14 protein-coding genes are annotated in these 17,299 nt (G+C 47.0%); 6 read left to right on the top strand and 8 right to left on the bottom strand.

Annotated features, from left to right (window positions below; genetic code table 11):
* The first annotated feature begins 23 nt into the window (after nt 1-23).
* Nucleotides 24-356, top strand: a complete 333-nt coding sequence (locus RID53_RS15490) for a hypothetical protein (protein WP_446388959.1) — start codon at nt 24-26, stop codon at nt 354-356.
* 118 nt (nt 357-474) lie between these two features.
* Nucleotides 475-945: an N-acetyltransferase family protein gene (locus tag RID53_RS15485; RefSeq protein ID WP_446388958.1), complete on the top strand. Its 471-nt coding sequence runs from the start codon at nt 475-477 to the stop codon at nt 943-945.
* Nucleotides 946-1,020: 75 nt separating this feature from the next.
* Here RID53_RS15485 and RID53_RS15480 read toward each other — a convergent pair whose 3' ends face one another.
* Both RID53_RS15480 and RID53_RS15475 read right to left on the bottom strand, forming a co-directional pair.
* Nucleotides 1,021-2,100, bottom strand: a complete 1,080-nt coding sequence (locus tag RID53_RS15480) for an Rpn family recombination-promoting nuclease/putative transposase (protein WP_446388957.1) — start codon at nt 2,098-2,100, stop codon at nt 1,021-1,023.
* Between the two features lie 185 nt (nt 2,101-2,285).
* Complete coding sequence (locus tag RID53_RS15475) at nt 2,286-4,373, bottom strand: thioredoxin domain-containing protein (protein ID WP_446388956.1); 2,088 nt, start codon at nt 4,371-4,373, stop codon at nt 2,286-2,288.
* Nucleotides 4,374-4,518: 145 nt separating this feature from the next.
* Between RID53_RS15475 and RID53_RS15470 the strand changes: the two genes are divergently transcribed.
* On the top strand, nt 4,519-4,962 hold the full coding sequence (locus RID53_RS15470; protein ID WP_446388955.1) for a DUF4332 domain-containing protein: 444 nt from the start codon (nt 4,519-4,521) through the stop codon (nt 4,960-4,962).
* A gap of 685 nt (nt 4,963-5,647) precedes the next feature.
* Entirely contained in the window at nt 5,648-6,835 is a 1,188-nt protein-coding gene (locus RID53_RS15465) for an RNA-guided endonuclease InsQ/TnpB family protein (protein WP_446388954.1), read from the top strand.
* A gap of 241 nt (nt 6,836-7,076) precedes the next feature.
* Here the strand turns inward: RID53_RS15465 and RID53_RS15460 are convergent, their stop codons facing one another.
* On the bottom strand, nt 7,077-7,565 hold the full coding sequence (locus RID53_RS15460; RefSeq protein ID WP_446388953.1) for a hypothetical protein: 489 nt from the start codon (nt 7,563-7,565) through the stop codon (nt 7,077-7,079).
* A 782-nt stretch (nt 7,566-8,347) separates the two neighbouring features.
* Between RID53_RS15460 and RID53_RS15455 the strand changes: the two genes are divergently transcribed.
* A complete protein-coding gene (locus RID53_RS15455) occupies nt 8,348-8,554 on the top strand; it encodes a hypothetical protein (RefSeq protein ID WP_446388952.1) in 207 nt (68 codons plus the stop codon).
* On the opposite strand, the gene RID53_RS15450 is transcribed toward RID53_RS15455, so the two are convergent.
* From RID53_RS15450 to RID53_RS15430, 5 genes are all read right to left on the bottom strand, one after another.
* The gene (locus RID53_RS15450; protein ID WP_446388951.1) at nt 8,545-13,080 is read right to left on the bottom strand and encodes an nSTAND1 domain-containing NTPase; all 4,536 of its coding nucleotides are present in this window, start codon (nt 13,078-13,080) and stop codon (nt 8,545-8,547) included. The genes RID53_RS15455 and RID53_RS15450 overlap by 10 nt on opposite strands.
* A gap of 323 nt (nt 13,081-13,403) precedes the next feature.
* A complete protein-coding gene (locus RID53_RS15445; RefSeq protein ID WP_446388950.1) occupies nt 13,404-14,717 on the bottom strand; it encodes a P-loop NTPase fold protein in 1,314 nt (437 codons plus the stop codon).
* 38 nt (nt 14,718-14,755) lie between these two features.
* Nucleotides 14,756-14,992, bottom strand: a complete 237-nt coding sequence (locus tag RID53_RS15440; protein WP_446376799.1) for a type II toxin-antitoxin system Phd/YefM family antitoxin — start codon at nt 14,990-14,992, stop codon at nt 14,756-14,758.
* Nucleotides 14,961-15,296 (bottom strand): type II toxin-antitoxin system RelE family toxin, encoded by a 336-nt coding sequence (locus RID53_RS15435; protein WP_052307422.1) that lies wholly within the window; start codon nt 15,294-15,296, stop codon nt 14,961-14,963. The genes RID53_RS15440 and RID53_RS15435 overlap by 32 nt, the downstream gene beginning before the upstream one ends.
* Nucleotides 15,297-15,425: 129 nt before the next feature.
* On the bottom strand, nt 15,426-16,040 hold the full coding sequence (locus tag RID53_RS15430) for a TetR/AcrR family transcriptional regulator (protein ID WP_446388949.1): 615 nt from the start codon (nt 16,038-16,040) through the stop codon (nt 15,426-15,428).
* A gap of 542 nt (nt 16,041-16,582) precedes the next feature.
* Here RID53_RS15430 and iscB point away from each other — a divergent pair.
* The coding region (gene iscB, locus RID53_RS15425; protein ID WP_446388948.1) for an RNA-guided endonuclease IscB at nt 16,583-17,299 on the top strand (717 nt) is incomplete at its 3' end.

The following is a 17,299-nucleotide window of genomic DNA, read 5'->3' as shown; positions in this document are numbered from 1 at the left end:
GAACAGCGCAGTGTGGAGTGGACATGAGAACGTCTAAGTGGGTGATTTTGGAACTCTTAGGTATATTGTGTGCGATCGCGCTCATCTATTTTTCCCCGAAACCTCAATCTGCTATTCCCCAGGAACCCAGTTACGCCCTGAGTCAGCCAGCGAGAAATCAACCGCTTTTTTATCCCCTTAAACAAAACATTGACCCAAAATTATATCACTCTGTCGGGGATTGGGTGGGACGATTAATTTTACCCTCCCGGTTATCCAATGTTCCGGTATTGGAGATTTTTAGTCTTGGCGGGATTGTTAGGAATTGCCTGTGCGGTTGCTTATGGTGTGACGCGATCGCTTTGGTCTGCTGTTAGTTTACACTGGCTAGCAGTGATTATTTGGCTATTTGTTTTCGGGGGAAAGGGTAAACTCCACCTCAAACCGAGTGAGATGTTGCACGAGTCGCACTAACGTTTACGCCGATAGAGGGTTATGAAGATTCGGATTGCTCAAGCCTCGGATAGTCCCGAATTAGCCAAACTGTACCAAGAAACGGTACTCGCGATCGCGCCTCAATTCTACTCTGATGCTCAAACCCATAGCTGGGCGTCGTTTGCTGAGGATACGGTTGGGTTTCGGGCGTTCATTTTGTCAGGGACAACATTTGTGGCAGTGGATGAAACCGGGATTCTCGGCTTTGCGGGAATAGCTGATAATGGTCATATTCTCTCAGCTTATGTGCGGCGCGATCGCATCCATCAAGGGATTGGTTCTCAACTGATGGACATTCTCTTGGATTATGCTAAATGTCACAGGATTCAGCGCTTATATGCAGAAGCGAGTGAGTTTAGTTTGGGGTTGTTTAAAAGGTTTGGTTTTCAGGTTTATAATACGGAGATTGTCGAGCGTCAAGGGGTGGAGTTTCAGCGTTATTTGGTTGAACGGTTCATCCTCATCCCTTAACGTTTCCAGCTTTGCATCGCAGGTACACGGATTACGGTACAGAGTTTGAGAGAATAGGACACGGCAATGCCCACCCTACTCAATCGCCTGTTGTAGGTTTGCTTTATTAACCGAAAGTCCCAAGGTTTCCAGGGATGCAAGATTCGTCGCCAATAATTCCTCCACCATTGCATTCACCTTACCTGAGACAAGATCACGCCACCCCTGACGCTGTAGGGAATGTCCATCCTGCTTACACCATTGTGCGATCGCCTCAGATAGATCTTCTATCTTATCGGGTAACGGTTCAATTAACTCAGCCAAATCAGCCAAGTCTTGAGGCGAAAAAAGCGATCGTTGATGCTGTAACAGTTCAATAAACGCCATAACATTTTGTTGGGCAAATAACCGTGCGGCTTGTTGAACCACTTCCCCAGGCAAATCTAATCCTTCAGCAATCATCTCCTCACTCAACCCTAACTGCATTAGGCGGGGTATAGCTTTTAACTTGGCTTTTTTCTCACCTTCTTCTTGCGCTTCCTGATAAACCTTGGTTTGTTTGAGTTCACTTAACCCGAACATAGCTTGTATCTCCTCTCGGCTTTTTTGCGGTAATTTGTAAACGATGATTGTCTCGATTAAATCAATCAGATTCTGTTTAGTCGTCTCATCAGTTATCTGGACTTGGGCTTGTTCAATCAAGCGCTTTGCTTGTTCCGGGGCTGTCTTTTCCCTCTCAATCACTAGCTTAACAACATTAATCCCCAAAGAATCCGATGCATCCTCTCCTAACTCATTTAAGTATATCCGAGTAACCCGGCTGAAAAGTTCCCTAAAGTGTAAGGGTTGTTCCCTTTCAATCCGGCGAGTGGGATAAATGACCACAACCTGCCATTGATGAACAGGCTTGTATTGCTTCAGAAAGATAAACAGTTCCGTAAATAAACGATAATATAAGTTCTCATCCGGTTGAAACTGAACCTCGACTACATAAAAGGGTTCGTTCGATTGTTCATTCTTCGGCACAAACAACCCATCGAGTCGAAATGACAGTTCCTTAATTTCACGGGATGTGAATTCATATATCTCAGCTTGTTCTGGGGATTGGTTAATTAGTTCAAAGAAGATACTGGGAAACCCTTTGAACAAGCGATAAAAAATGCTGTCAGTTTTCACGTTCTCCTTGGGCTTTCCATCACACAGTTGACGATTAATACTGTGTCACCCCTGAAGCGGAAAATTCCTATCGCCACAATCTTGACAAATTGAACCAATTATGGATAAGCCAAGATAGACGACGCGATCGCACCTGTGGAAACCCGGTAGGGGCGACTCATCTGCATCAATTAAACTTGCTCACGTCAATAGCCCCGGGTTTGACTTTTCTGCACTTGCGCCAATAATTGTTCCTGAGTATGAGCCGTAGGTTTACAACTGAGTCCCTGACAAACTAAGCCAACGGCATCCTCCGGAAGACTGGGTTCTAATCGATACATAGTCGCCGGAAAATACTGCGTCATTAGGGATAAAATCTGAGCCACACTGGTGCGAATTAGGGTAGAATTGCGGAACCAATCTAAAGCCGTAAACAGACTGGGACAGGATTGGGGTGACTGGTTCATTACACTACTAAACGCATTTAAGGCTTGTTCAGCGCGATCCAGATAAGCCAAGTTTTCCGTGAGTAACGTCAGACGCACCAAATTCGCGATCGCGACACCATTCGCCGCTGGGGTGGCGTTATCGGTATAACTGCGTTCCCGTACCAATAAATCCTCACTACTATCATTAGCGGCGTTATAGTAGCCTCCGAGTTCCACACTCCACAGGTATTCGTCAAATCCCTCCTGTACCTTAATCGCTTCCTCTAACCAACTATCCGGGATTGGCGATTGGGAAGACTCCTGTGCCGTTGCTAATCCTAGTGAAGCCTGATGCAAGTCCAATAAGGCTTTAATAAATAACGCATAATCTTCCGACTGTGCCAAGACAGACGCTTGACCTTCGTAATTCAAGCGATGGAAACGCTGATCTACCCATTGATTCTCTAGAATAAATTTAGCGGCTGTTGTGGCTAATTCCAGGTATTCGGGTTTACGAAATACGCCATACGCCCTAGCTAAACCAGAAATCATTAGGCTATTCCACGCCACAATCATTTTCGTATCTGTAACCGCCGGAATGCGACCTGACCAATTCTTTGTTTTTGCCTCTTGATTGTTTTGGGCGGGGGGGAAGGTTTCTAAGCTGTCGGGAGGGGAACCATAACGGGCAGTAAATAGTTTGGCTAATGCCGTTTCTAAGGTATCGCTTAACTGATCCGAATAACGGCGCTGCAATACATTTTGTCCTTCAAAATTACCCTCAGACGTAACCGTAAATTGTTCTTGCAATTCTGCCAATTCTTCAGCGGTGAGGAGTTGTTGCAATTCAGCATAACTCCAGACATAAAATGCCCCTTCTTCCGGTTCGGCGGCGCTGGGTTCGGTGAAACTATCCGCATCTTGGGCGGCGTAAAAATAACCGGACGAGGCGGTCATTTCCCGGGTCAACCATTGCACGGTTCCCGATATTGCCCGTTCAAACGCAGCTTCTTTAATCCCCACACTCCACAGATTTGCCAGATACTCGACAATCTGCCCATTATCGTAGAGCATTTTTTCAAAGTGAGGCACTGTCCAAGTGGCGTCTACGGTGTAGCGATGAAAGCCGCCCGCAACGTGATCATAGATTCCCCCTTTAGCTAAATCTAACCCACGCGATCGCGACGCTTGGTATGCATCAACCTCGGTCATCTCCTGGAAGCGAATTCCCCGCAAGGCTAAATCCGCATAGGGAATCATCGGAAAACTTGGTCCATAACTCCCACTATCTACAATCCGGATCGTTTTGTCCATTCCCTGGCGCAGTAATTCAGCGGTGAGTTGTCCGGAAGCGGGGAGGAGAACTGACTGTTGTAGATGACCCAGAATCTCGTCTTTAAAGTTTTGCAGCTTCGTCTTTTCTACATCATAGAAGCGGCGAATCGCTTGTAATACTTGTAAAAAGCCCGGACGCCCATAGCGCGGTTCTACGGGGAAATACGTCCCGCCGTAAAAAGGAACCCGATCCTCTGGCGTCAGAAAAATATTTAGGGGCCAACCCCCTTGACCCGTCATCATCTGCAACGCTTGCATATAAATGCTATCAATATCGGGGCGTTCTTCCCGGTCTACCTTAATCGGCAAGAAATTGGCATTCATGTACTGCGCGATCGCCGGATCAGAAAAGGCTTCCCCTTCCATCACCGTACACCAGTGGCAGCTTGAGTAACCAATGGACAGGAAAATTGGCTTATTGTCTGCCTTAGCCGTGAATAAAGCTTCATCACTCCAGGGCCACCAATCGATAGGATTTTCCGCATGCTTACGCAGATAAAGGCTTTGGCATTGGGCAAGGCGATTGGTCATGACTACTGTAATTACTCTAGATGCTCTCTGGATCAGTGTATCGCGGTATCGCAGTTTGCGGTTTTGTTCGGAGTTCGTAGTCAGGGCTTTAGCCCTTCATTATTAAAGTTTTATAATCTTAAGCACCTGTTCTCCAATCCCCAGAATGTCTAATCAACCCAAAAACCATCACCGTAGTATTCCCGTTCGCGATCGCGCCATTGAACACCTTCCTGGATTGAGTAAAGAAGATTGGGCTAAACTTCAGCAACAGGGAATTACAACAACGGCTCAACTCCTCAAAGTCGCAAATAATCGCCAATCTCAACAACTCCTAGCCAATCAACTGCAAATTAAGGCACAGTGTATACATAAATGGGTCGCATTGGCTGATTTGGCTCGCGTACCTAGTGTTGGCTATGAATACTGTGGGTTATTGCTGCACGCGGGCATTATTTCAGTCAAGCAGCTTGCTCAAACACCGACTCACAAGTTACACCAGCAAATTTTACGACTCCAAGTAGCAACAATGCAACGGCGTGATTTGTGTCCGACAGTTGATCAAGTCGCCGCCTGGATTCAACAAGCACGACAGTTGGTTCAGGGATAATATCATCTGAAGCAATGTAGAGACGCGCCATGGCGCGTCTGAAACCGGGGGAAGTCAAGATACTTTCGTTACTTTAAATCAGAAAATGCTTCGGGTGAGGCTATGCTTCCATTGAATAGCTGTAAACCAGAATTGGCAAGGGTTTTGGCTTAAGTTGATCCGGATGAAGGCTTGCGCTTGATTCATCGCAGACGAGTGTTTGATACTCACTGACGAGTGTTTGATACTCGCAGACAAGTGTTTGATACTCACTGACGAGTGTTTGATACTCATTGACGAGTGTTTGATACTCGCTGACGAGTGTTTGATACTCATTGACGAGTGTTTGATACTCATTGACGAGTGTTTGATACTCGCTGACGAGTGTTTGGTACTCATTGACGAGTGTTTGATACTCATTGACGAGTGTTTGATACTCGCTGACGAGTCTTTGGTACTCGCTGACGAATCTTTAATACTCGTCAACAGAATCCATCGCCTCCCCATCCTGTAGAGACGCGCCATGGCGCGTCTCTACAACCGGAATGCAGCGCAGTCAAATCTAAACCACCCGAATCGCGAGGGGCTACCCCTTCAACGAAGTAAGGGGTAGGGGGATAGCGGAAAATGCGAGGGGTCAATCCCCGAAGTATTTTCAATCTCTCTCTTTCTATCTATCTATCCCATGTAGTGGTATAGTTTAGCCATGAAACAAGTTCTCACAATAGTTGTAAAGCTCCAGCCCTCTCCTGAACAAGTTGCCTTCTTAGAGGCAACTCTTCAGGCGTTTGCGGACGCTTGTAACTACGTGAACGAAAACACAGACCCTAAGCTGACCAACAAAATTGCTATCCAGTCCTTAGTCTACCAAACCATCAAGAAAAAATTCAATCTGGTGGCAAACATGGCAGTTAGGGCTTGTGCGCGTGTAGCTGCCAACCGCAAGGTAGCCAAGCTAAAAGGCAAACCTGTTAAAAGATTTGCCCCAAGCAGCATGGACTGTGACAAAGACTTGTTTCGCTGCCGAGAACAAGACTGGACGGTAAGCCTTGCTACCGTTCACGGCAGAGAGCGAATTGAGCTGAAGTCCGGGAATTACCAAAGAGGAAAACTCAAAGGGAGAAACCCGACTTCTGCTCAACTGTGCAAGCATCGCGATGGTCAGTTCTACCTGCACATCCAAATTAAAGACGAAGCTCCCGACTCATCCGTGAAAGACTTGGTGATAGGTATCGACTTGGGACGCCGAGACATTGCAGTTACATCAGAGGGCAAAAAGTGGGACGGTAAGCACATTCAGTCAGTACGAGATAAGTTTTATAAAGTTAGGGCGTCTCTCCAGAAAAAAGCCTCGAAAGGCACGAGGACGACTCGGCGCAGATGTCGAGAAGTCTTGAAACGGCTGTCGGGACGAGAGAGACGCTACCAGCAATGGCTCAATCACAACATCTCCAAATCGGTGGTTAGACGAGCAGTTGAGTATAGTGCCTCTATTGCTATAGAAGACCTTACGGGAATTAGGGAGAGAACCAACGAGCAACCCAGAAGCAAGACGGAACGTAGACGCTCAAATTCATGGGCATTCTACCAACTGCGAATGTTCATTGAGTACAAAGCGCTTGGGGCAGGTGTTCAGGTTATCCCAATCCCCCCTGCCTATACTTCCCAAATGTGTCACAATTGCCTACACATTCACCCGGTAAAAGGAAAGTCTTACCGTAGTGGCAAGACTTTCAGGTGTGGGCATTGTGGTTGGCATGGAGATGCCGACTTTAATGGAGCCAATAATATTGCACTTGTGGGGCTGTCTATAAACCAGCCTGGAGGCACGGGGTTATCGTGCAAGCTAAGCCGAACTATTAAGTATGTTCAGCTTAGCTTGTTCGATGACTGAGCGGGCTACTAAAAACCCAGACCTCAGCTCTTAGCAGGTCTGGGTAGTTTATATAAAAATAAGGCTAAAGCCGCAATACTTCTTTAACCTTTTGTATACTTATATAATTGTGCTTTTCTAAAAATAGCACTACGGGGATAGGTTAGGACATTCCTTTGTTGCCCATTATCTGTTGTTTGTTGCCTTTTCACCCAATTTTATTGTCCTAACCTCAATCGGTAATACTATACCCCTCAGCCGCTTAAGTCGTTGTTTCTGACTCTTTATCTGACTTGGGTGTCTTTGTCTTCATCGCCTTAAACCGTTCTCCTAACTCTTCCGCCGCCGCCTTTAAACCGGGAGTGCGTTTAGCTGCTGTCTTCACATAGTCATAAACTTCTAAACTACTCGTCATCGCCTCACTCCCCACCGCCAGCAGCGTATCATCTACCTTTTCCGTCAGTTGGCGCAACTCTAAGAAAATTTCCCCCAGCGCCATTGCTAACTGATAATCTTGGACAAATTCGTTCACATCAAAGCTATTGGGCAGAATATCCGGATTCGACTGGGCTATATTTAAACTATTTTGGACAAAGCCTAAGCTTTTATCGCCCATTTTAAACAGCTTGCGGCGTTCGTCAACACTCAGATTGACTAAGAACGAGAGTTTTTCTTCAATGGTTTTGATAGCGGCTTTAATCGCGGCTTTATCTTCGTCCGAAAGCGTCGCGCTAATATTTTGGTAGGGCATAATCGTTATCCTGAAAGGGTTCTGTGGATAGATGAGCCAATCCGGATTCAGTCGGTGCTAGGGTTTAGTGATGACAGATAAGCCAAAAGATAGATGACTGAAGACGGGGTTAAGTTCATCTATATAATAGGATGCCAGTTTTTTGGGTAATTTGCCCAGTCGAAGCTTACAGGGTTGTCAAGTCGCGTCGTAGGGTGCGTTAGCGAAGCGTAACGCACCTCAAATGCAGAAATTAGGCAAGACTATTATCCTGATTTAGACACTGAGGATATTCGGGCTGGCTTGAGTTATGCGATCGCACTGTTTGTAGTAGGCACTTTAGTGCCTTAAAATGAGGTGTCATAACGAACTTGAACAAGTTCTACAAACCTATTCTGAAGCAGAATTAGCCGGATCATTCGTCGTTGTCGAATCGGATAAACACAGATTTAGAAAATTATCATCAAGTTGAGCGTAGGGGCGCACCGACGTGCATTGGTATCAACTTAAGGTCGAAAACCAATGCTGGTAAGGTTTTTAGCCATGCCTATCTACGGCTCGACATTTTCCCCCTCATCCCCTAACCCCTTCTCCCGACCCCCCTCGTTCCCCCCTACAAGAGGGGGGAGGACAGAGGATACTTCGTTTTTGTGGCACGGGGGAGGACAGAGGATGCTTCGCTTTTGTTGCACGGGAGAAGGGGAACCGGACTCTCTCCGGACTCTCTTGCTCCCCTCTCCCCGGCGTGGGAGAGGGGCTGGGGGAGAGGGGTGGAGCTTAAGTTGACACTAATGGATAATATCGTGCCCTCATCTAGCTACATTCAAGATCGCACCCACGCCGATCATCTTGAATGTAGCCCGGTTGTCTGGTTTACCCGGATGAGATGGTTGGACTGGGTTTTAGACGCGCACATCATGACAGGCGCACGTCGGGATTTGAGGGCGCACGTCGGTGCGCCCCTACGGTACGGGTTAAATCAATCCCCAATCCCCATCCTTTACTTTTGACAAAAGCCCAACCGCTCCCGCGCTTCCTCATGCGTCGCCAGATAAGCCTTGAGCCAATCACAACCCTCTGCCAAGAGTTCATCTAAATTCCGGTAAACTGGCTTTAACACGACTTTATCCTCTTGAATCAGGGCAATGGTGCGCCCATCGGGGCTGAGAGTTCCATAGCCGACAAATTCAGCAATCTGCCGCCCTTGCAAGTCCCAGAGGCGGGCAGTATTGTCAAAAGAGCCAGTCAGGATTTGCTTGCCATCGGGACTGAAGGCTACAGCATTGACCGAACCCTGATGCCCGGTTAATTCCTTAATGAAATTACCCTGGTTATCCCACAGGCGGGCAGTTTTGTCCCTAGAGCCAGTCAGGATTTGCTCACCATCCCGGCTGAAGGCTACAGCAATGACCGAACCCTGATGCCCGGTTAATTCCTTAATTAAATTACCCTGGTTATCCCACAGGCGGGCGGTGTTGTCAGAGGAGCCAGTCAGGATTTGATTGCCGTCGGGGCTGAAGGCTACAGCATTGACCCAACTCTGATGCCCGGTTAATTGCTTAATTAAATTGCCCTGGTGATCCCACAGGCGGGCAGTATTGTCATCTGAGCCAGTCAGGATTTGCTTGCCGTCGGGGCTGAAGGCTACAGCTATAACCGAACCCTGATGCCCGGTTAATTCCTGAATTAAATTGTCCTGGTTATCCCACAGGCGGGCGGTGTTGTCCAATGATGAGCTAGTCAGGATTTGCTTGCCATCGGGGCTGAAGTCTACTGTATCGACCCTAGTCTGATGCCCAGTTAATTGCTTAATTAAATTGCCCTGGTGATCCCACAGGCGGGCGGTGTTGTCATAAGAGCCAGTCAGGATTTGGTTACTATCGGGGCTGAATGCTACAGCCATAACAGGACTCTGATGCCCGGTTAATTCTTTAATTAAATTGCCCTGGTTATCCCAGAGGTGGGCGGTTTTGTCAGATGAGCCAGTCAAGATTTGCTGATCATCACGGTTGAAGGCTACAGCTATGACCCTACCCTCATGCTCTAGTTGATTACGTTCCCAAATATTGTCTAGGATGGTCTGGAGTGCCAAAAGTGGACTAGCAGCAGGATACTTTTCTAAGGGGCGACCATCTTTAACCCAATCTTCCAACTCTTGCCCCGCCTCCATGGCAGTCATCAAGGCTTCTATTTCCTGATATTCAAATTGTCTAATCGCCGCCACACCAGCTAGCTCTAGTTCAGTTCCTGCCTGAGCTTCCTGACGTTCAGCTTCGGCTTGGTTTAAAGCCACCTCAGCCGCTTCTACTTTCTGATTTGCCTCCGCTTCCCTTTGCCTCGCATTAGCCACCCGTTCATCTGCATCCTGAATTTTCGCCTCAGCTTCTCGATTGACTCTATCCCGTTCCGCCTGGGCTGCGGCTAATTCTTTCTTTGCCTGATTCACATTAACATTGGCGAGTTTTTCCCGTTCCTGGGCTTTGGTTACCTCTCGTTCTGCCTGTTCCCTGACCGATTCAGCGCGTCTTTTCGCCGCTTGTTCTTTGCTCAAGGCTGCTTTGACTTCCACTTGAGCCTTTTTAGCTTGTTCCTCGGCTATGCTTCTATTCTCTTTTGCCTTTTTAGCTTGTTCCTCAGCTATGCTTCTATTCTCTTGTGCCTTGTTCGTCTTTTCCCTTTCCTGTTCAGCTTCCTTTTTCGCCTGTTCTGCCTTTTGTTCCGTTTCGTTTAAATCACCTTGAGCTATCTTTAAACTGCGATTAACGGTAAACGCCAAACCCCCCAATACAAAGACTAAAAGCCAGACAACACTGAGAGCAGCTATTCCACTGCGTACAACCTTCTTTTGTCTCTGTTGAAAAACCTTAAACCGCTCCTCACTCCGCCGCCGTTTCTCCCGTTCCGCCTTTAATTCGGCAACAATGCCAAACCCTTCCTGCTGGCGAATCAACTCAACTAAATAATCATGCACTAACTGATATCTATCCTCTGGCTTTTCCGGCACTTCCACCACCAACCCAGAATCCACCAGAATCTTCAGCACTAACTCAAACTGCGGCACATCCATCACCCCATCTAAGGGTAATGCCCTTAACTCCGCTATCAAATCACGACGAGTCTTCAGGGGACGAGTATTCTTCTCATCCGTCAACAAATACAACACCAACTCCCCAACTCGTTGATTCTCCTGTCCACAATCCTTAATCACGGCTTCTACATACCGCTTCACCAATTCATCCTTAGTCCCCCGTTGGCGATACTCAGCCAGCGTCGTTATCCCCTCGGCTTGCAATTGCGCCCCAACAATTTGCAACTCAATCGGGCGCACCTTCCCCGTATCTCCCGCCAAATCCTGCACCAACTGCCCAACTAATTCCGACTCCAGATGAAACTGAGAACGCGCCGTCAACTGTTGAATAATCACCTGGGCATCCTCTGGGGCAAAATCCCCCAACTCATAGCGATTACTTTTATTCAGAATATCATTATTAATTACATCAATCCGCGCCAGTCGTTCACACTCCAACAGATAATGGAGATAGTCTTCCCGCAGGGATAAAATAACTTTCAGATAGGGGAGATTCAGACAATCACTGAGGAACTCAAAAAAGGGTTTTCTGGCAGCAGTATCCTGACAAACAAAGAAGAACTCCTCAAACTGATCAAAAATCAATATTACTAACCGATGGCGCTGTTCATTTTGTTGTAGTTGTTCGAGGACGAGACCTAACCCCCCAGCCCCCTTCCCTGCCAGGGAAGGGGGAGTATTTAGAGGAGGATTGTCGGGAATATTTAGAGGAGTATTACTAACAGTATTTCTAGAAATCTTGCCCCCCTCTCCTTGTAGGAGAGGGGTTGGGGGAGAGGTTTCCCCCTCTACCAACAACCGCCCCAACTCTTCCACCCAATTCGTATAAACCCGCACCGGAATCGGTAAAACATCCAACCCCTTAACCATTTGCTTCTGCCGTAACGCTGGCACCAATCCCCCATTCACAATCGAACTTTTCCCCACACCGGATTGCCCATGAATCACGGTTAACTTACAATCATCACGGGCAATTCTACCGATTAAACGCGCCACATCCCGCCCTCTTCCCGACGCCGTAATCTCCAACGCCACCTTATCCTGAGACTCTCCCGGTAAGGGTTGCAGACGACTCGCGCCAATAAATGCCCGTAAGCCTAACTGACTTTCAACTAACCCTTGTTCTTGCTTAATCGCAAATGCCTTTAAATACTCCTTTTGATTAAAATAGAGCCGTTGCAGTTCCTTTAAACTATCACTATAAACCTGGGGATTATCCTGGGGATGGGTTTCAACTCTCACCCGTTCCAATGTCTCAATCGCGGACGGAATTTGATTTAATCCTTGCTGGGCTTTGGCTAAGAGGAATAGATATAAACTGTGTCCTTGATCCGATACATTGGTAGAGACGTTGCATGCAACGTCTCTACATTGTAATGCCTGATTTGCTAATCGTTTTGCCTCCTGCCAATTCCCTCGCGCCAGCGCCACTTCTGCTAAAAAGCCATAATCCTGCGCCTGTTGTCGCTCACTTCCATAAACTTGATGTAACCTTAACCCCTTTTCCGCTAATTCCTGTAACCTATCCCACGCTTCTAACCGTTGTAAAACCTCCCCCAACTCCCCGATAAATCGCGCCACTAAATCCGGACGTTCCACTCCCTCAAATACCGCTAATCCCTGGTGAAAATAATCCCTCGCCTCCTGCCAATAGCGGCGTTGTTCCGCCCGATTCAACTGGGCTTGACGCCAAGAACATAAACCCAAGTGAATCAAGACAATCCCTTTCCGTTCAGGATGCTGGTTGGGCGGTGATTCCCCCCGTGAAAGACTCCGTTGATAATGGGCAATGGCGTCATCTACGTTATCCTGAAGATAAGCCTCCCTGCCCCAAACAAACTCTAACCCGGCGGCTAAATCCGCCCCTAATTCTTCACCTCGCCCTTGTAAATCCTGCCGCGCTAATTCTAATTCTGAACTCGCTACCCACTCCTCAGCAAATACCGCCTCTACCCCCCGATTCAGAAACTCAATCAACGCCGCTGAAGTTAAAAAAAAGGAAATAGGCGGAGCGCCCCAATTATAGAAATCCGGTATTAACCGGACAAACTGTTTCAATACCTCATCCGTCACCCAAATAACCAAGGGAAACTTAAAGTTTTTCCGAAATTCCTCCCGAATGTGATTGGTGGCTAGGAGGAGATTATCTAAATCTGTAACATTCTCCAACCCCAAAATCATTAACGCCGATAACGGCTCATCTCCAACTTCAGTTTTAATCGCACCGTAGAGGGTATTCGTTGACGGCGATAACACCAATTCTCGAATCTCCACCCCACAGTGCTGATGTAAGTCTTGGCAAATCTGCTCTTGTAATTCCCTATAATTACAGCGGACAAAAATCAGCGAAAACCGCCGCCCACTGGATAGGCTAATCGCCCGACTTAATGTATTCAGCGATCGCGGATTATCAGGTGCAGACGCTTCGGGATGATCGGAATCAGTCATAACATTAAAAGTTGATTCATAACCGTTGTAGGGTGGGCAAGAGTTATAAACCTGGAACTCCTTATATTATCTTAGTTGTTATTGCCCACCCTACGGTAACTGTATGAGTGTAGTTGTAGGGTGGGCAAGAGTGATCAACCTGGGACTCCTTATATTATCTTAGTTGTTATTGCCCACCCTACGGTAACTACTACGGTAACTGTATGAGTGTAGTTGTAGGGTAGGCAAGAGTGATCAACCTAGAACTACTTATATTATCTTAGTTGTTATTGCCCACCCTACGGTAACGTCGGTAACTGTTCCAGACGCGCCATGCAACGTCTCTACAATTGGCGGGTTTCTAACAAAACTGGATTCACCCCAAACCATCGCCCTTGGGAATCGCGATATTCAAACACAAATAAACTGCGTAATAATGTTTTATGTCCATCCTCCCCACTCACCCGTTGCTCTTGGTTTACCCGCCGCAGTAACTCCCACTCATCATCGGTAATCCCTAAGACTAAACTATCCCGATATTCCCGAATCGCCATCTCTACAGTATCGCGGCAGATCGGCGGATCTTGTTCCTGTAGACAGCGAAACAGCATCCCTAATAAGTTTCGCACATGACCGCCACTAATGCGACATAAACGGTCTAAGGTTTCCCCATTATCAAAGATTTGAGTGACTAAACTCAAGCGATCCTCCGGTGTCACCTCTGGAAACGCCCGGGCTAAAATCAACTGCTGTAACAGGGCAATTCCTTGATCACAATCGCTCCCATCCCGTAACTGAATCGGCACCATCGGCAAGATTTGCGGCGCGATTCCCCCACCAAACCGATTGGTTAAAGCCTGATAATCATTAGAGAAAATCAACGCCAATGGGATAGTATAAACAAGATGACAGTTGAGTTTGCCTAACTGTTCACCCCGATCCACAAACAGATATTCGGGTTGAGTCCGTCCGGAATCATTGCGACGGTCTTGAACCCGATCTAAATTATCTACAATAACCACTAATCCCCGTTTTCCTTGGCGTTTCAACTCCTCCGTTGCCCGGGCTAAGATTTCCTGATTCAAAGAGTCGAGAATCCCACTGGTACGCGGTTCTAGATATTGCCGCAAGCGACTACGAAGCTGGGGACTTTCTTTAGTTTTGGCGGTGAGTTTAGCCAGACTTCCCGGTAACGAGAATCCCGCCTCCAGGGATAACTCAATCGGGGTTTGCAGAAAATCCGCAATCTCCTGAAAGCGATCGCGAAAATATCCCGGTTTAAGCTTAATCCCTACCGTTTCCAGACTTTCACTCACCTGACGCGCGATCGCGAGTAAAATATCAGTAATATCCACATCCGTCATATCCAAGTCTTGGGTAGACTCAAAATAGACGACATGAAAGCCTTGTCCCTCTAAGTCAGCTTGTAAGCGGCGTAACTCCGTAGACTTCCCACAGCCAATATGTCCGGTAAACAGTTGACAAGTGGGTTGATTGAGACGGGAACGCAAAACAATCGTCCGTGAGAGTGCTTCAATAATCTTACCGCCGCGAACTGAGGCAAAATCAATATAATACTGACGATCTTCAGGATTCGCGATCGCGAGAGTTTTACTCGGATCACAAGCATCAAAGAATCTCAGAAAATCTAATTCCATTTTTGTTTAACGTCGTTCAACCCAACCTATCCAGGTGACTAAAACATTGCCTCTACTTCTGCCAAAGGTATAGTGGCACGTTGCCGTCGATCACTAATCATTTGCCAAAATTCTGCTGAGAGTTGCAGATTCAATTGCTCCGGATCAACGTTTGTCAATCCTAAAAAAAGGGCAATGGGTTTACCGTTTTGGGTAATCAGGATCTGTTCCTCCTGAGCATTTCGCACATAATCCTGTAATTGTTCAGAAAGTTGTTCTAGGGTTAACTGTCTCATCCCACGATCTCCTCTGTAGTTTGTCCCGGTGATTTCCGGCAACAGCTCGAACGTAAACGATTTTTCCGTCCTCATCTACATCATAGAAGACTCGATACTCTCCCACCCGCAATTCCCAAATGGGGGGAACTGTCTCAAACCTGGGTACTAAAGGCTCAAGGCGTTTGCGATTCCTTGTTATCACTGTAGGTTCATGGGTGAGTTGCTGGCGAATTGCGTCAAGGATTGGGCGACGATCAAAAGCACGAATTGCCCTAAGTTCTTCAACGGCTAAGTCAGTCACTTCAATGACATAGGAAGTCATCACAGAAAACTCCAACGAGTATACCAGCCAGTAGTTGTAGGGTGGGCAAGAGTTATAAATCTTGAAATTCTATTAGACTGCAACTTGGTATAACGAGTATTGACAAGCGTTCTCCCTAATGCTTAATACCTAGTCCTTCGCTAACACACCATTGAGGAAAATATCAGCAATACCCTCTGCCATGTCTTGCACATCTTTGAGGGAGGCTCCTGGTTCCATAATCGTCTCATCGCTAAACCCCGCCACAGCAAACATACCTAAAAATACCCTAGCCACAACCTTGGGATTAGTCCGCCGATAGATCCCCCGCTCCATAGCCGTTTCAAAGAACGCCTCCGCCACATCGGACATTTTAGCGATAACTTCTGACTGGATGCGATCGCGTAAATCGGGGTGAAACTGGGCTTCCATAAAACAAACCCGCATCATATCAGCATTTTCATGCATCCGCATCATCCGCCGCCGCATCACCTGCGCCACGGCTTTATAACTCCCCATTTCGCTTAATTCCGTCAGCAAATCCGTGAGCAACTCCACCCATCCTTGAGTCGCCACCTCGACTAATATGGCTTTTTTATTCTCAAAATGGCGAAACAGAGTCCCCTCAGCAACCCCCGCTTTTGCCGCTAAGTCGCGGGTGGTGGTTCCGTTATAGCCGCGACTGGCAAATAAGCGTTGGGCAGCATCTAGGATACGCTGCTTTGTCTCTGTCTCTGACTGAGGGGGCTGACGTAAAATTCGCATTGGACTCCAAAATGAGTTGCAAGGGCTATGGGCAACAGGTCATCTATGCCAGAAAAGGCACGCTTTTAAGTTTAGATGTATTTTACACTAGGTTATTTCTTCCCCCAAACGGGTGAAAATTTACAAAAAGTTAGTTGTCATGAACGACAAGTCCCATGATAGGAGGAAGCCGGGGAAGTTAAACTATATAAAGTCCTATGGCATTTCGCCTCCCGTCAACAACCCAGCGCTGACCGATACGAGCGGTACAGCGTGGGCTTGAAAATTTCTTTTCAAGCCTTGTTGATTAGCCTTAGCAGCTCGTTAATAGTAAGAGCTGCTCCGTTTATCGAGAATATATAGGCATCGTGGGGTGCAGGATTGACGCTTCGGCTCCGCTCAGCGTCAACTATCCGTTTCCTAGCTCCACGCTCTGCGGTTTTTCATTAAACATTCCTGTTGGGTAGGGAAAGTGTGGAAACATCAAAACCTCGATAAACATTGGCGAAGGAAACCACACCCTGAGCGAAGTCGAAGGGTGAAAACCTTAACTTTAGGTAAAAATGAAAGTTTACGTTATTAACAGACACGGGCGTCCCTTGATGCCCACAACTCCCAGAAAAGCAAGACTCTTACTCAACAGAGGTAAAGCCAAAATCGTTGGACGTGAACCATTCACTATCCAGTTAATCCACGGTTCAAGTGGTTACACTCAACCCGTAGAGTTGGGTATTGACGCAGGGTACGAGAACATTGGATTCAGTGCCGTCAATGAGAAAGAGGAGGTAATAGGTGGCGAACTTAAAATGCTCAAGGGAATGTCTGAAAGGATTACCGAAAAGCGGAAGTATCGTCGCACTCGTCGAAATCGACTCAGATACCGAAAGCCGAGCTTTTCCAACCGAAGAGTCAATAAAGGATGGTTAGCACCCAGTATCCAGCACAAACTAGATACTCATCACCGCCTTATCGACAAAATCTGCCGCATCCTTCCAGTCAAAGCTGTAACTATTGAAGTAGCAGCTTATGATATCCAGAAAATCAACAATCCCACGATTGAGGGAGAACAATATCAGTACGGAGAAAAATACGGTTTCGACAACCTGCGGGAATATATCCTGCACCGGGATAGACATAAGTGTCAGAATCCAAATTGTAAGAACAAAGCAGATAGTCCTATTCTGCAAGTTCACCATTTAGGCTTCTGGAAGAATCCCCCTGATCGTACAGACAGACCAGCTAATCTGGTAACTCTGTGTACTAAGTGTCACACCTCAAAG

It is taken from the genome of Coleofasciculus sp. B1-GNL1-01 (genome assembly GCF_040220235.1).
Lineage (GTDB): Bacteria > Cyanobacteriota > Cyanobacteriia > Cyanobacteriales > Coleofasciculaceae > Coleofasciculus.
This window is presented reverse-complemented; position numbering and strand designations above follow the sequence as displayed.

Coding starts and splice junctions, on each gene's coding strand:
- RID53_RS15490 (WP_446388959.1), top strand. CDS start 24: ATGAGAACGTCTAAGTGGGTGATTTTGGAACTCTTAGGTATATTGTGT.
- RID53_RS15485 (WP_446388958.1), top strand. CDS start 475: ATGAAGATTCGGATTGCTCAAGCCTCGGATAGTCCCGAATTAGCCAAA.
- RID53_RS15475 (WP_446388956.1), bottom strand. CDS start 4,373: ATGACCAATCGCCTTGCCCAATGCCAAAGCCTTTATCTGCGTAAGCAT.
- RID53_RS15470 (WP_446388955.1), top strand. CDS start 4,519: ATGTCTAATCAACCCAAAAACCATCACCGTAGTATTCCCGTTCGCGAT.
- RID53_RS15465 (WP_446388954.1), top strand. CDS start 5,648: ATGAAACAAGTTCTCACAATAGTTGTAAAGCTCCAGCCCTCTCCTGAA.
- RID53_RS15460 (WP_446388953.1), bottom strand. CDS start 7,565: ATGCCCTACCAAAATATTAGCGCGACGCTTTCGGACGAAGATAAAGCC.
- RID53_RS15450 (WP_446388951.1), bottom strand. CDS start 13,080: ATGACTGATTCCGATCATCCCGAAGCGTCTGCACCTGATAATCCGCGA.
- RID53_RS15445 (WP_446388950.1), bottom strand. CDS start 14,717: ATGGAATTAGATTTTCTGAGATTCTTTGATGCTTGTGATCCGAGTAAA.
- RID53_RS15440 (WP_446376799.1), bottom strand. CDS start 14,992: ATGAGACAGTTAACCCTAGAACAACTTTCTGAACAATTACAGGATTAT.
- RID53_RS15435 (WP_052307422.1), bottom strand. CDS start 15,296: ATGACTTCCTATGTCATTGAAGTGACTGACTTAGCCGTTGAAGAACTT.
- RID53_RS15430 (WP_446388949.1), bottom strand. CDS start 16,040: ATGCGAATTTTACGTCAGCCCCCTCAGTCAGAGACAGAGACAAAGCAG.